We start from the raw sequence: 12181 nt of genomic DNA on the forward strand, positions 1-12181 counted from the left end.
TGCTTGGTTTACGGGGTGGCTGCCGCGGCTATGCCATGCGGCCCACCGCGGTACTTACTTCAGCTGTTCTTCTTTGATGTAGCCGCTGGCCACAAGAACCGACTTGTAGTTGGACAAGTCCACGCTGACCGGTTTCAGCAGATACGAGGGAACAACCTTGACCTTGTTGTTGTAGGTCTTGGTGTCATTGATCTCAACCGTCTTGCCGGCCATCATGGCGTCCACCATATTGGCGGTGACCTTGGCCAGTTCGCGGGTGTCTTTGAAGACGGTGGAGTACTGTTCCTTGCGCAGGATCGATTTGACGGATGGCACCTCGGCATCCTGTCCGCTCACATAGGGGTAGGGTTGTGTGGCGCTGCCGTAGCCCACGCCCTTGAGCGAAGACAGAATGCCAATGCTCAAGCCGTCATAGGGTGACAACACCGCGTCCACCCGGGCCTTGCCATAGTAGGCACTCAGCAGATTGTCCATGCGGGACTGGGCCACCGCGCCGTCCCAGCGCAGGGTGGACACCTTGTTCATGCCCAACTGCTTGCTTTGCACCACAAGCTTGCCCTTGTCGATGTAGGGCTGCAGGACGGACATGGCGCCGTCATAGAAGAAGAAGGCGTTGTTGTCGTCAGCCGAACCACCGAAGAGTTCGATATTGAACGGACCCTTGCCCTCTTTCAGGCCCAGGGCTTTTTCGATGGATTGGGCCTGCAGCACGCCGACCTGGAAATTGTCAAAGGTCGCGTAGTAGTCCACATTCTTGCTACCAACGATCAGGCGGTCATAGGCCACGACCTTGATGCCCTTGTCTGCCGCCTTTTGCAGGGCATTGGACAGCGTGCTGCCGTCAATCGCCGCAATCACCAGCACCTTCACACCCTTGGTGATCATGTTCTCGATTTGCGCCAATTGGTTGGGGATGTCGTCGTCGGCGTATTGCAGATCGGTCTTGTAGCCCTTGGCGGCCAGGGCCGCGACCATGCTGTTGCCGTCGCTGATCCAGCGGGTGGAGCTTTTGGTGGGCATGGCCACGCCAACGGTGCCCTTGTCCTGCGCCTGGGCCATGGGCGCCACAAAGGCGAGACCCAGCGCCAAGCCAGCGGCCAGTGCTTTGAGTGTGGTTCTACGAACTTTCACGGTTTTTGTCTCCTGAGAAGGATTGGTTTTGAATTCAGTCGTCTTTGCCTTTTTGGCGAAGAGACCCGATGATAAGGATTCGATTGATATTTTTCTAATACTGATTACCATAGTTGTGATGCCAAATTTAGAATCATTAAAAACCCGCATATGACAAATTACATCCATTGGTTCCTCCGGGCACGGCTCAAAACCCGGCAGTTGCTGCTGCTGGTCACCCTTGCAGAAGAGGGCAATATCCACCGGGCCGCAGAGGTGCTGAACATGACGCAGCCTGCAGCGTCCAAACTGCTCAAGGATCTGGAAGACGCACTGGAAGTATCCCTGTTCGAGCGCCTGCCCCGGGGCATGCGGCCCACCTGGTACGGCGACACCATGATCCGCCATGCGCGGGTGGCGCTGAGCAGCCTGAACCAGGCCCACGAGGAGCTGCAGGCCGCAAAGAGCGGGCAATTTGGCCAAGTGAATATAGGTGCCATTACCGCCCCCGGCCTCGCGCTGTTGCCGACCGCGATTGCGCTGGTCAAGCGGGAGCATGCCAACCTGCAGATTGCATTGCAAATCGAGACCAGCGACGTCCTCATCGAGCGCCTGAACCAGGGCAAACTCGACATCCTCATTGCGCGCCTGTTTGCCCAGCACGAAAAAGCGGACCTGCGCTACGAGATGCTGACGGACGAGCCCGTGTGCGCGGTGGCCCGCCCAGGCCACCCCTTGTTCACCGGCCCCACACCCACGCTGGGCGATGTGGTCGAGTGCGGCTGGATCGTGCCGCCCAGTGGCAGCGTGTTGCGGCACCGGTTTGACCTGATGTTCCAGGAAGAGGGGTTCCGAGCGCCCAACAATGTGATCGAAACCGCCTCATTGCTGTTCACCACCAAGATGCTGCAGCAAAGCGACATGCTCAGCGTGATGGCCACCGATGTGGCGCGCTACTACGCGGACCATGGCCTGTTGGCCATCGTGCCTATGGCGCTGCCCTGCCAGATGGACTCCTTCGGCATCATCATCCGCCGTGACCGCCTGCTGTCGCCCGCGGCGAAGGTCATGCTGCGCGCGCTCAAGGCCTCGGCGATCACCGTCTATGGCAAGCAGCTGGACATGGTGGCTGACGAGGCGGCCCCATGAAAAAAGGATTGGCTCCCCCCTAATTCCAACCCGCATCCACCTTGAACTCCTGGGCGGTGCACATGGCGGCATCGTCTGAGGCTAGGAACAGCACCATGCGGGCCACATCCGAGGGCTGCAATTTGTCCGGCAAACACTGGTTGCGCTTGATGGATTCTTCGCCCTCGGCGTTGAGCCACAGCTTGATCTGGCGCTCGGTCATGACCCAGCCGGGAGACACGGTGTTGACCCGGATGCGGTCCCGCCCCAGGCTGCCTGCCAGCCCCCGCGTCAAGCCATTGACCGATGACTTGGCGATGGCATAGCAGGGGTAGTCGCTGCCCTTGGATTGCCAGCCGGTCGAGCCGATGTTGACGACCGACCCACCACCCAGCCGGCGCATGCCCGGCACGATGGCCTGGATGGCAAAAAAGGCCGGGCGCTGATTCACCGCCATGCGTTCATCCCAGTATTCCGGCGTCACCGATTCCAGCGTGTGGCGGTCGTCTCGCGCCACGTTGTTGACCAGGGTCGAAAAATCGCCCAGCGCGTCGGTGGCGGCATCCACAGCGGCCTTTAGTGCAACCACATCCCGCACATCACAGACACGCCACCACGGCGCCGGGTGCCCGGCGTCAGACAACGAGTGCGCCAGCGCGTCACTTTCGGCTTCGGCCACATCGACGAAGGCGACCTGGGCGCCCTGCTCGGCAAAAGCCGCCACGATGGCAGCGCCGATACCGGTGCCGCCCCCGGTGACAAAGACACGCTGACCGCGCAGGCTGGGGAACAAGGCCAATTTCTGGGAAGCACTCATCACATCATTCCTTTTAACATTGCAATTTAAGTATTGAAAATATCTATTTAAGTATTTTTCATTATCACTGTGCCTTGCTAGGATGCGCCTTGTCAAGCCCCCCAAGGCCCTTCCACACAGAAAGATTCCTGGACAACATGGACTCCAAAAAGCACCCTTTCCGCCGCAGCCAAGCCTGGTTTGGCAAGACCGACCGTGATGGCTTCATGCACCGCAGCTGGCTCAAAAACCAAGGTTACCCACACGATGAGCTCGATGGTCGGCCTGTCATTGGCATCTGCAACACCTGGAGCGAACTGACTCCCTGCAACGGCCACTTTCGTGAGCTGGCCGAGTTTGTCAAACGCGGCGTCTACGAGGCCGGCGGCTTCCCGCTCGAATTCCCGGTGATGTCGCTGGGCGAGACGCAACTGCGCCCGACCGCCATGCTGTTTCGCAACCTGGCCAGTATGGACGTGGAAGAGTCGATCCGCGGCAACCCAATCGACGGCGTGGTGCTGTTGATGGGCTGCGACAAGACCACCCCCTCGCTGATGATGGGCGCGGCCAGTTGCGACCTGCCGACCATTGGCGTCTCCGGCGGGCCCATGCTCAACGGCAAGTTCCGTGGCAAGGACATTGGCTCGGGCACCGGCGTGTGGCAAATGAGCGAGATGGTGCGTGCCGGTGAGATGACGCAAGAAGATTTCACGGCGGCCGAGTGCGACATGCACCGCTCCAAGGGCAGCTGCATGACCATGGGCACGGCCAGCACCATGGCCAGCATGGTCGAGGCGCTGGGCATGTCGCTGCCCGAAAACGCTGCTATTCCCGCCCCCGACACACGGCGCAACCGCCTAGCCCAAATGAGCGGACGCCGCATTGTGGAGATGGTCAAGGAAGACCTGCGCATGTCGCAGATTTTGACCCGCGAAGCGTTCGAGAACGCGATCCGCACCAACGCCGCCATCGGTGGCTCTACCAATGCGGTGATCCACCTGATCGCCATCGCCGGCCGCCTGGGTGTGAAGCTGGACCTGGATGACTGGGACCGCCTGGGCGCCGAAGTACCCTGCCTGCTGAACCTGCAGCCGTCCGGAAAATTCTTGATGGAAGACTTTTACTACGCCGGCGGCCTGCCCGCCATCCTGCGCGAAATCAAACCGCTGCTGCACCTGGGTGCCATCACCGCCAATGGCAAGAGCTTGGGCGACAACATTGAAAACGCACCTTGCTACAACCGCGAGGTCATCAAGACGCCAGACGAGCCCTTTATGAAAGACGCCGGCATTGCGGTGCTGCGCGGCAACCTGGCGCCCAACGGTGCGGTCATCAAGCCATCCGCCGCATCGGCCCACCTGTTGCAACACCGCGGCCGGGCCGTGGTGTTTGAAGACATTGAAGACTTCCACGCGCGTATTGATGGTGACGAGTTGGACATTGATGAACACTGCGTCATGGTGCTGAAGAACTGTGGCCCCAAGGGCTACCCCGGCATGGCGGAAGTAGGCAACATGCCGCTGCCACCGAAGATTTTGCAAAAAGGCATTACCGACATGGTGCGCATCAGCGACGGCCGCATGAGCGGCACCGCCTACGGCACCGTGGTGTTGCATACCTCGCCCGAGGCCGCCGCTGGCGGTCCGCTGGCCCTGGTACAAAACGGCGACATGATTGAACTCGATGTCGCCGGTCGCAGGCTGCACCTGGAAGTGTCGGAAGAAGAACTGGCACGCCGGCGTCTGCACTGGAAGCCCCCGGTGCACCCGAACCGGGGCTACCAGAAGTTGTATGTAGACCATGTGCAGCAGGCCCACTTGGGGGCCGATCTGGACTTTTTGGTCGGTGGCTCCGGCGCGGCCGTTCCACGCGAATCGCATTGAGCGGCCAACCCAACACCGTGTCTACCGACGCCAGCCCGCCTGCAGTGCGTGCCCCTCGCATGCTGGGCACGCCGCGCTGCGTCTGGGCCGCCGGTGCGACGCTGGGCGAAGGCACGCTATGGTCGCAGCGCCGGCAAGCACTCTACTGGGTGGACATTCTGGGCCATCAACTGCACCGCTACCACCCGGCCACGCAAACACGGGACAGCTGGGCGTTCGACGAAGAAATTTCGGCCGTGGCCGAACGCGCAGCAGCACCGGGCCTGCTGGTCACATTGCGCCAGGGCTTTGCTTTTTTTGACCCGGATACGCACGTCCTGCAGCGCCTGCACCAACCCGAACCGGAGCGCGGCGGTAACCGCTTCAATGACGGCAAGTGCGATGCGCAGGGCCGCTTCTGGGGTGGCACCATGGACTTCGATTGCAAGGCGCCCAGCGGCGCGCTGTACCGGTTCACACCCGAAGGACGCAGCAGCCGCATGGTGGACGGCTACACCGTCACCAACGGCCCCGCCTGGTCCATCGATGGACTCACGATGTATTTCAACGACACGGTGCAAGGCCGGGTCAATGCCTTTGACTTCGACCCCAAGAGCGGCAACCTGAGCGAACCCCGCCTATGGCTGCAATTTGCTGAAAACGACGGCTTTCCCGATGGCATGACCACCGATGCGGCCGGGCGCCTGTGGATCGCCCACTGGGGCGCCGCCTGCGTCACCTGCCACGATGCACACAGCGCCGCGGAGCTGGCCCGCATCACGCTGCCCACCAGCCACATCACCAACTGTGCATTTGGTGGGACAGACCTGAAGACCCTGTTCATCAGCAGCGCATGCTCCGGACTGACCAGCGCGCAACTGGCGGCCCAGCCGCTGGCCGGTGGCCTGTTTTGTGTGGAGGTGGACAGCCCCGGTCTGCCCGCGCATGCATTTGCCGGGTAACGGTGGTCTACTCGCCCCCATACTCTCCCGCTTGTTTTTGGGATTCTTTCTTTATGACTTCGCCCCAGCACCCCATCCTCTGGCTCCGCCACGCCGGGCAACGCCTGGGCCTGGTGCCCAGCCTGGGCGGTGGTGTCGCGGCCTGGCAACTGGAGCGCGAAGATGGTGGTGTGTTGAACCTGTGGCGCCCCTGGGACGGCCACAACCCCGACCGCTACTCGCTGGCCTCGTTTGCAATGCTGCCCTGGTCCAACCGCATCAGCGGCGGTGGTTTTGAACACGCTGGGCAATTCCATGCCATGGCGCCGAATCGCGTCGGTGAACCCTACCCCATCCATGGCGATGGCTGGCTACAACCCTGGACTCTGAGTCAGCCTGATCAGGACACACTGGTGATGGCGTTGGAGTCCCACCGCTTTGATGGCAACCCTTATGCGTACCGCGCCAGGCAGACCTTCCAACTGCTGGATGGCGGGCTCAACCAATCCGTCAGCGTGACCCACTTAGGAGAGTCGCCACTACCCTATGGCCTGGGCCTGCACCCCTGGTTTTTGCGCACTCCGCAAACCCGGCTGCAGGCTGCCGTGCAAGGTGTCTGGCTTAGCGGCGCAGACCCTTTGCCGACCGCCCACACCGCAGACTTGCCTGCCACCTGGGACCTGAACGGCGGGCTGGATGTGAACGGCACGCTGGTCGACAACGCCTTCACCGGTTGGTCCGGCCTGGGCCGCATAGACTGGCCTGAGCACCGACTGCAATTGGAGATGCGCGTACCGCAGATCCACGAAAGCGGCCAGCACGACGGCTATTGCCTGCTGTACCGCCCACCCGTGGGCCCCGCCTTCTGCTTTGAACCGGTGACCCACCCCATTGACGCATTCCATGTGCCGGGCAACCCCGGCCTACGCGTGCTGCACACGGGTGAGAGCCTGACACTGGATGTGCAATGGCGGTTTCACACGATGTCGTGACTGCAGCGCCGCGGCACGGCTGTTCCTAATGCACTGGCTCCGCGGCCCATAGCCACCGGCTTGCCACGCTTGTGGTGCCAGATCGCGTCTAGCGTTTGGAGGAGGTTCCCACCAGCGGCGCCAGCGTCTGTCGCAGGCGCTCGCCGGGACCCGTGCGCGCGGGCACCACCGGGTCCAGCGCCTGCTCCACATGGCCGATGTGGTCGAGCATGCGCTCTTCTGCCAACGCACGGTCGCCTTTTTCCAGGGCTTGCACGATGGCCGCATGTTCGGCACAGGACTCAGCAGCGTCGTGCTTGGACTGGTACAGCGTGGCCGCCAGCGTGGTGCGGGCGGTCAGGTCGCGTAGCACGTCGCACAACAAGCGTTGTCCCAGGCATTCGGCAAGACACACATGAAAGTCCGCCAACAAGAAGGCGCGGGTGGCGGGGTTGCCCTCTTCTATGGCCTGCTTTTCCTGATCGATGTGCTGGCCCAATTGGCGCAGTGCGGTCTGCAAAGGCTTGCCAGCATCGCGCAGAATGCCGGCCTCGATGATGCGCCGTGCCGAAAACGCATCGCGCGCCTGCTCGACCGATGGCTCCACCACGTACCAGCCCTTGCGCGAACGCACTTCCACAAAACCGCGGGCCTGCAGCTGCATCAGCGCTTCGCGCACCATGGTGCGGCTCACCTGGAACAGTTCGGCCAGTTCCTGTTCGCCCAGGCGGTCACCCGGTGCAAGTTTTTGCGCGAGGATGGATTCCACCACTTGCTGTGCGATCTGGGTCTGGCTGATGCTCATAGTTCCTTTTCAAAAAGGGCGACGCGATCTTAGCGCAGTGGCCCACGCAGGGAAAAGAAGTCCGTAGGCAATGTGGCCTTGAACCAGACCATGGCGTTGATCATTAAGGCCTGCGAATTCCCCGCCTCCAACAAGAAGCGGTTGACCCGTGCCAGCAACCGTGGTTCGTGCTTGCGCACGCCGATAAAGCAGGGGCTGTCCTTGAGCAGCAACAGACGCCGGGTGCGGTCGCGCACCGTAACATCCTTGATGGACTCGACAACGACATTGCCTACTGCGATGTGCTCGACCGCGTTCTTCATATAGGCGTCAATGATGGCAGCCGAGTTCTCAAAACGCACCACCACGGCGTCGGGTACGCTGCGCAGCAATTCGCCCTCCTCCAAGCTGCCTTGGGTGACGCCGATTCGCCGACCTTTGAAATAGCTGGCATCGATCCGGTCAGCGGTGGCTGGCCCGAAGACGCCGATGTACAGCGGCGCATAGGCCATGGAAAAGTCGATTTGCTGCTCCCGCTCTGCGGTCTTGCCCAGGCTGGCGATGATGAGATCGACTTTGCCGTCTTGCAAGAACGGCATGCGGTCGGGGCTTGCCACCGGAACCACCTCCAGGCGCACTCGCAACTCCAGTGCCAGCATGCGCGCTACTGCTACGTCATAACCCACGGGAAGGCCATCGCGCAAATAGCCAAAGGGTGGGAATTCCTTGGGCACGGCCACGCGCAACAAGCCGGCACCCAGTATCTGGTCCAATTGGTCGGTGCGAGGCCCCGCTTTCGCGATAGCGGTTTCAGCCACCGATGTCCCCCCTGCCCATGACGCTAGCGCAGCGAAACCCGCACCGATAGCGCGGCGGCGTGAAGGCTTACGGGAAAAGGACTGCATGGCGGGCCACCGTTCACATAGAAGTACTGTTGACTACGCGCCAACCACAGCCTGACGGGCGACGCCCGCGTCATTTGGCAGTGTGACGTCAATCGCCGGGACGTCCTGTCCATCGAGCACCTTGTGCGCACGGGCACGGTCAATGTCGCCCTCCCAGGCTGCCACGGCCACGGTTGCCACACAGTTACCGATCAGGTTGCCCAGCGCACGGGCAATGCCCATGAACCAGTCAACCGACAACACCAGCACCAGGCCGATGGCCGGGATCGCCGGTATGGCCTGCAAGGTAGCGGCCAGCACCACGATGGCCGAGCCCGGCACACCGTGCGCACCTTTGGACGTGACCAGCGAGATGGCCAGAATGGTCATCAGATCAGCCATGGAGATAGGCGTGTTGGTGGCCTGTGCGATGAACACCGCCGCCAAGGTGATGTAAATCGAAAAGGCGTCCAGGTTAAAGGAGTAGCCCGTGGGTATGACCAGGCCCACGGTTGAATCGCGTATGCCCAGGTGCTTGAGCTTGGCCATGATCTGAGGCAGCACGCTGTCGGACGAGGTGGTGGCCAGCACCACGACCAACTCCTCGCGCAGGTAGCGCAGCAGCTTGAACAGGCTGAAGCCGCACACCCGCAGGATGCCACCCAGCACGATGGTGACAAACAAAATCACCGCCGCATAGAACAGCACGACCAGCATGCCCAGTTGCTTGAGCGAGCCCACACCATACTTGCCCACGGTAAACGCGATGGCGCCCAGCACCCCCAACGGGGCCAGCTTGATGATCATGCCCATGGTCTTGAACAGCACCAGCGACAGGTCTTCAATCAGGCCACTGATCCGTGCGCCGCGCGGCCCCAAGAGCGCCAGTGCGCAGCCGAATAGCACCGCAAACAGCAACACCTGCAAGACGTCGCCGTTGGCAAAGGCACTGACCGCCGTGTTCGGAATCAGCTTCATGAAAAAATCGACAAATCCTCCGCCGGTCAACTTGCTGGCGGTATCGACATAGCTGCCCATGGCCTTTGGGTCCAAGGCCTTGGGGTCCACGTTCATGCCCGCACCGGGCTGGAACACAAAAGCCAGCACCAGCCCCAAGGCCAAGGCCACCGTGGTGACCACCTCGAAGTACAGCAGCGATTTCACCCCCACGCGACCCACCCGCTTCAAGTCACCCGCGCCGGCTATGCCGTGCACCACCACGCAGAAAACGATCAGTGGAACCAGCATCTTGATCAATTTGATGAAAGCATCCCCCAGCGGCTTGAGCTGAACGGCTTGCTCCGGCCAGGCAAAGCCGACGATGACGCCGACCGCCAGGGCCAGCAGCACCTGACCGAACAGAGAGCGGAAAAACTTTGGCATAGCAGTCTCCTCGTGTTATTGAACGCAAATCATGTACATCAATCTTGTATACAAATAATGTAGTCAATACCTTGAAGAATGCATCCAGGGTTTTCCCTGCTACTGATCAGATCTTGGCTGCGTAGCCAGTTACACCTGCGGGCTTGAAATCAGCGGAAATGCCTTTATCATTAGCACTCGTCGGCATTGAGTGCTAACACCACTCCGCACCGCAAGTTAATGAGTGCCAACTTCTTTGAAGTCGGTACACGTTTGTGATCGAAACTGTTTCAATACCTAGGAGATTCCCCATGAAACTGCGTCCTTTGGCAGACCGCGTGATTGTGAAACGCGTCGAAAACGAAACCAAGACTGCCTCTGGCATCGTCATTCCAGACAGCGCCGCAGAAAAGCCCGATCAAGGTGAAGTGTTGGCCGTGGGCCCAGGCAAGAAGAACGACAAAGGCGAACTGCTTGCCATGAACGTCAAGGTCGGTGACCGCGTTCTGTTCGGCAAGTACAGCGGCCAGACCGTCAAGGTTGCTGGCGACGAGCTGTTGGTCATGAAGGAAGACGACCTGTTCGCAGTCGTCGAATCCAAGTAATTAACTGAAATAACTGATCCGGAGTAACAAAATGGCAGCAAAAGACGTAATTTTCGGCGGCGAAGCCCGCGCACGCATGGTTGAAGGCGTGAACATCCTGGCCAACGCGGTCAAGGTGACACTGGGCCCCAAGGGCCGTAACGTGGTTCTGGAGCGCTCCTTCGGCGCCCCCACCGTGACCAAGGACGGTGTGTCCGTGGCCAAGGAAATCGAACTCAAAGACAAGCTGCAAAACATGGGCGCACAGATGGTCAAGGAAGTTGCTTCCAAGACATCTGACAACGCTGGTGACGGCACCACAACCGCTACCGTGCTGGCCCAAGCCATCGTGCGCGAAGGCATGAAGTACGTGGCCGCCGGCATGAACCCCATGGACCTGAAGCGCGGTATCGACAAGGCTGTGGAAGCCCTGATCGCCCAACTGAAGGCCGCCTCCAAGCCCACCACCACCTCCAAGGAAATCGCCCAAGTGGGTTCCATTTCCGCCAACTCTGACTCCAGCATCGGCGACATCATCGCCAACGCCATGGACAAGGTCGGCAAGGAAGGCGTCATCACCGTCGAAGACGGCAAGAGCCTGCAAAACGAACTGGACGTCGTCGAAGGCATGCAATTCGACCGCGGCTACCTGTCCCCCTACTTCATCAACAACCCCGAAAAGCAAGCCGCTTTGCTGGACAACCCCTTCGTGCTGCTGTTCGACAAGAAGATCAGCAACATCCGTGACCTGCTGCCCACGCTGGAGCAAGTCGCCAAGGCTGGCCGTCCCCTGCTGATCATTGCTGAAGATGTCGATGGCGAAGCCCTGGCAACTTTGGTGGTCAACACCCTGCGCGGTATCTTGAAGGTTGTGGCTGTCAAGGCCCCTGGCTTCGGCGACCGCCGCAAGGCCATGCTGGAAGACATCGCCATCCTGACCGGCGGCAAGGTTATTGCTGAAGAAGTCGGCCTGTCGCTGGAAAAAGTGACTTTGGCAGACCTGGGCTCGGCCAAGCGCATCGAAGTGGGCAAGGAAAACACCACCATCATCGACGGCGCCGGCGTGGCTGCAGACATCGAAGCCCGCGTCAAGCAAATCCGCGTGCAAATCGAAGAAGCGACTTCCGACTACGACCGTGAAAAGCTGCAAGAGCGCGTGGCCAAGCTGGCTGGCGGTGTTGCCGTGATCAAGGTTGGCGCTGCCACCGAAGTCGAAATGAAGGAAAAGAAGGCCCGCGTGGAAGACGCCCTGCACGCTACCCGCGCTGCTGTGGAAGAAGGCATTGTGGCTGGTGGCGGTGTTGCACTGCTGCGCGCCAAGCAAGCCGCTGGCGAGATCAAGGGTGCCAACGCTGACCAAGACGCCGGTATCAAGCTGGTGTTGAAGGCCATCGAAGCCCCCCTGCGCGAAATCGTGTTCAACGCCGGTGGCGAAGCCTCCGTGGTGGTGAACGCAGTGTTGTCCGGCAAGGGCAACTACGGTTTCAATGCCGCCAACGACACGTATGGCGACATGATCGAAATGGGTATCCTGGACCCCACCAAGGTGACACGCACTGCACTGCAAAACGCAGCTTCCGTGGCTTCTTTGATGCTGACAACCGAGTGCATGGTTGCCGAAGCTCCGAAGGACGAAGCTGCTGGTGGCATGGGTGGCGGCATGGGCGGCGACATGGGTGGAATGGGCGGCATGGGCGGCATGGGCATGTAAACGTGCTCCTTGCCTGACGACCTACAGCGTCGTTGTTTGGGCTTGCCG

At 60.8% G+C, this 12181-nt stretch carries 11 protein-coding genes; 6 read left to right on the plus strand and 5 right to left on the minus strand.

The features are described 5' to 3' along the window. Positions 1–54: 54 nt before the first annotated feature. Positions 55–1059 (minus strand): multiple monosaccharide ABC transporter substrate-binding protein, encoded by a 1005-nt coding sequence (chvE, locus tag AC07OO_RS11825; protein ID WP_495083338.1) that lies wholly within the window; start codon positions 1057–1059, stop codon positions 55–57. A gap of 222 nt (positions 1060–1281) precedes the next feature. Between chvE and AC07OO_RS11830 the strand changes: the two genes are divergently transcribed. Then, the gene (locus tag AC07OO_RS11830) at positions 1282–2259 is read left to right on the plus strand and encodes a LysR family transcriptional regulator (RefSeq protein ID WP_495082304.1); all 978 of its coding nucleotides are present in this window, start codon (positions 1282–1284) and stop codon (positions 2257–2259) included. A 19-nt stretch (positions 2260–2278) separates the two neighbouring features. On the opposite strand, the gene AC07OO_RS11835 is transcribed toward AC07OO_RS11830, so the two are convergent. Then, positions 2279–3055 carry an SDR family NAD(P)-dependent oxidoreductase gene (locus AC07OO_RS11835; RefSeq protein WP_495082305.1) on the minus strand — a complete coding sequence of 259 codons (777 nt, stop codon included), beginning with the start codon at positions 3053–3055 and terminating at the stop codon, positions 2279–2281. Positions 3056–3192: 137 nt separating this feature from the next. Here AC07OO_RS11835 and AC07OO_RS11840 point away from each other — a divergent pair, with 137 nt between their 5' ends. The 3 genes from AC07OO_RS11840 to AC07OO_RS11850 are packed head-to-tail and all read left to right on the plus strand — an operon-like array spanning position 3193 to position 6829. Continuing rightward, positions 3193–4917: an IlvD/Edd family dehydratase gene (locus AC07OO_RS11840; RefSeq protein WP_495082306.1), complete on the plus strand. Its 1725-nt coding sequence runs from the start codon at positions 3193–3195 to the stop codon at positions 4915–4917. 59 nt (positions 4918–4976) lie between these two features. Further along, a complete protein-coding gene (locus AC07OO_RS11845) occupies positions 4977–5858 on the plus strand; it encodes an SMP-30/gluconolactonase/LRE family protein (protein WP_495083339.1) in 882 nt (293 codons plus the stop codon). Positions 5859–5911: 53 nt separating this feature from the next. After that, positions 5912–6829 (plus strand): aldose 1-epimerase, encoded by a 918-nt coding sequence (locus tag AC07OO_RS11850; RefSeq protein WP_495082307.1) that lies wholly within the window; start codon positions 5912–5914, stop codon positions 6827–6829. A gap of 88 nt (positions 6830–6917) precedes the next feature. Here the strand turns inward: AC07OO_RS11850 and AC07OO_RS11855 are convergent, their stop codons facing one another. The 3 genes from AC07OO_RS11855 to AC07OO_RS11865 all read right to left on the minus strand — a co-directional run bounded on the left by AC07OO_RS11855 (position 6918) and on the right by AC07OO_RS11865 (position 9859). Continuing rightward, positions 6918–7613 (minus strand): GntR family transcriptional regulator, encoded by a 696-nt coding sequence (locus tag AC07OO_RS11855; RefSeq protein ID WP_495082308.1) that lies wholly within the window; start codon positions 7611–7613, stop codon positions 6918–6920. Positions 7614–7642: 29 nt separating this feature from the next. Further along, a complete protein-coding gene (locus AC07OO_RS11860) occupies positions 7643–8410 on the minus strand; it encodes a transporter substrate-binding domain-containing protein (RefSeq protein WP_495082309.1) in 768 nt (255 codons plus the stop codon). Between the two features lie 120 nt (positions 8411–8530). Beyond that, the gene (locus AC07OO_RS11865) at positions 8531–9859 is read right to left on the minus strand and encodes a C4-dicarboxylate transporter DctA (RefSeq protein ID WP_495082310.1); all 1329 of its coding nucleotides are present in this window, start codon (positions 9857–9859) and stop codon (positions 8531–8533) included. 290 nt (positions 9860–10149) lie between these two features. Here AC07OO_RS11865 and AC07OO_RS11870 point away from each other — a divergent pair, with 290 nt between their 5' ends. Together AC07OO_RS11870 and groL are read left to right on the plus strand one after the other, a co-directional pair. Next, positions 10150–10443: a co-chaperone GroES gene (locus AC07OO_RS11870; protein ID WP_495082311.1), complete on the plus strand. Its 294-nt coding sequence runs from the start codon at positions 10150–10152 to the stop codon at positions 10441–10443. Positions 10444–10474: 31 nt separating this feature from the next. After that, positions 10475–12133 carry a chaperonin GroEL gene (gene groL / locus AC07OO_RS11875; protein ID WP_495082312.1) on the plus strand — a complete coding sequence of 553 codons (1659 nt, stop codon included), beginning with the start codon at positions 10475–10477 and terminating at the stop codon, positions 12131–12133. Positions 12134–12181: the final 48 nt, after the last annotated feature.

Source organism: Rhodoferax sp. GW821-FHT07G04, assembly GCF_059418585.1.

Excerpts from the sequence above, each read along its gene's own strand:
- chvE (WP_495083338.1), bottom strand. The coding sequence starts at position 1,059 with ATGGCCCAGGCGCAGGACAAGGGCACCGTTGGCGTGGCCATGCCCACC.
- AC07OO_RS11845 (WP_495083339.1), top strand. The coding sequence starts at position 4,977 with ATGCTGGGCACGCCGCGCTGCGTCTGGGCCGCCGGTGCGACGCTGGGC.
- AC07OO_RS11855 (WP_495082308.1), bottom strand. The coding sequence starts at position 7,613 with ATGAGCATCAGCCAGACCCAGATCGCACAGCAAGTGGTGGAATCCATC.
- AC07OO_RS11870 (WP_495082311.1), top strand. The coding sequence starts at position 10,150 with ATGAAACTGCGTCCTTTGGCAGACCGCGTGATTGTGAAACGCGTCGAA.
- AC07OO_RS11835 (WP_495082305.1), bottom strand. The coding sequence starts at position 3,055 with ATGAGTGCTTCCCAGAAATTGGCCTTGTTCCCCAGCCTGCGCGGTCAG.
- AC07OO_RS11865 (WP_495082310.1), bottom strand. The coding sequence starts at position 9,859 with ATGCCAAAGTTTTTCCGCTCTCTGTTCGGTCAGGTGCTGCTGGCCCTG.
- AC07OO_RS11840 (WP_495082306.1), top strand. The coding sequence starts at position 3,193 with ATGGACTCCAAAAAGCACCCTTTCCGCCGCAGCCAAGCCTGGTTTGGC.
- groL (WP_495082312.1), top strand. The coding sequence starts at position 10,475 with ATGGCAGCAAAAGACGTAATTTTCGGCGGCGAAGCCCGCGCACGCATG.
- AC07OO_RS11850 (WP_495082307.1), top strand. The coding sequence starts at position 5,912 with ATGACTTCGCCCCAGCACCCCATCCTCTGGCTCCGCCACGCCGGGCAA.
- AC07OO_RS11830 (WP_495082304.1), top strand. The coding sequence starts at position 1,282 with ATGACAAATTACATCCATTGGTTCCTCCGGGCACGGCTCAAAACCCGG.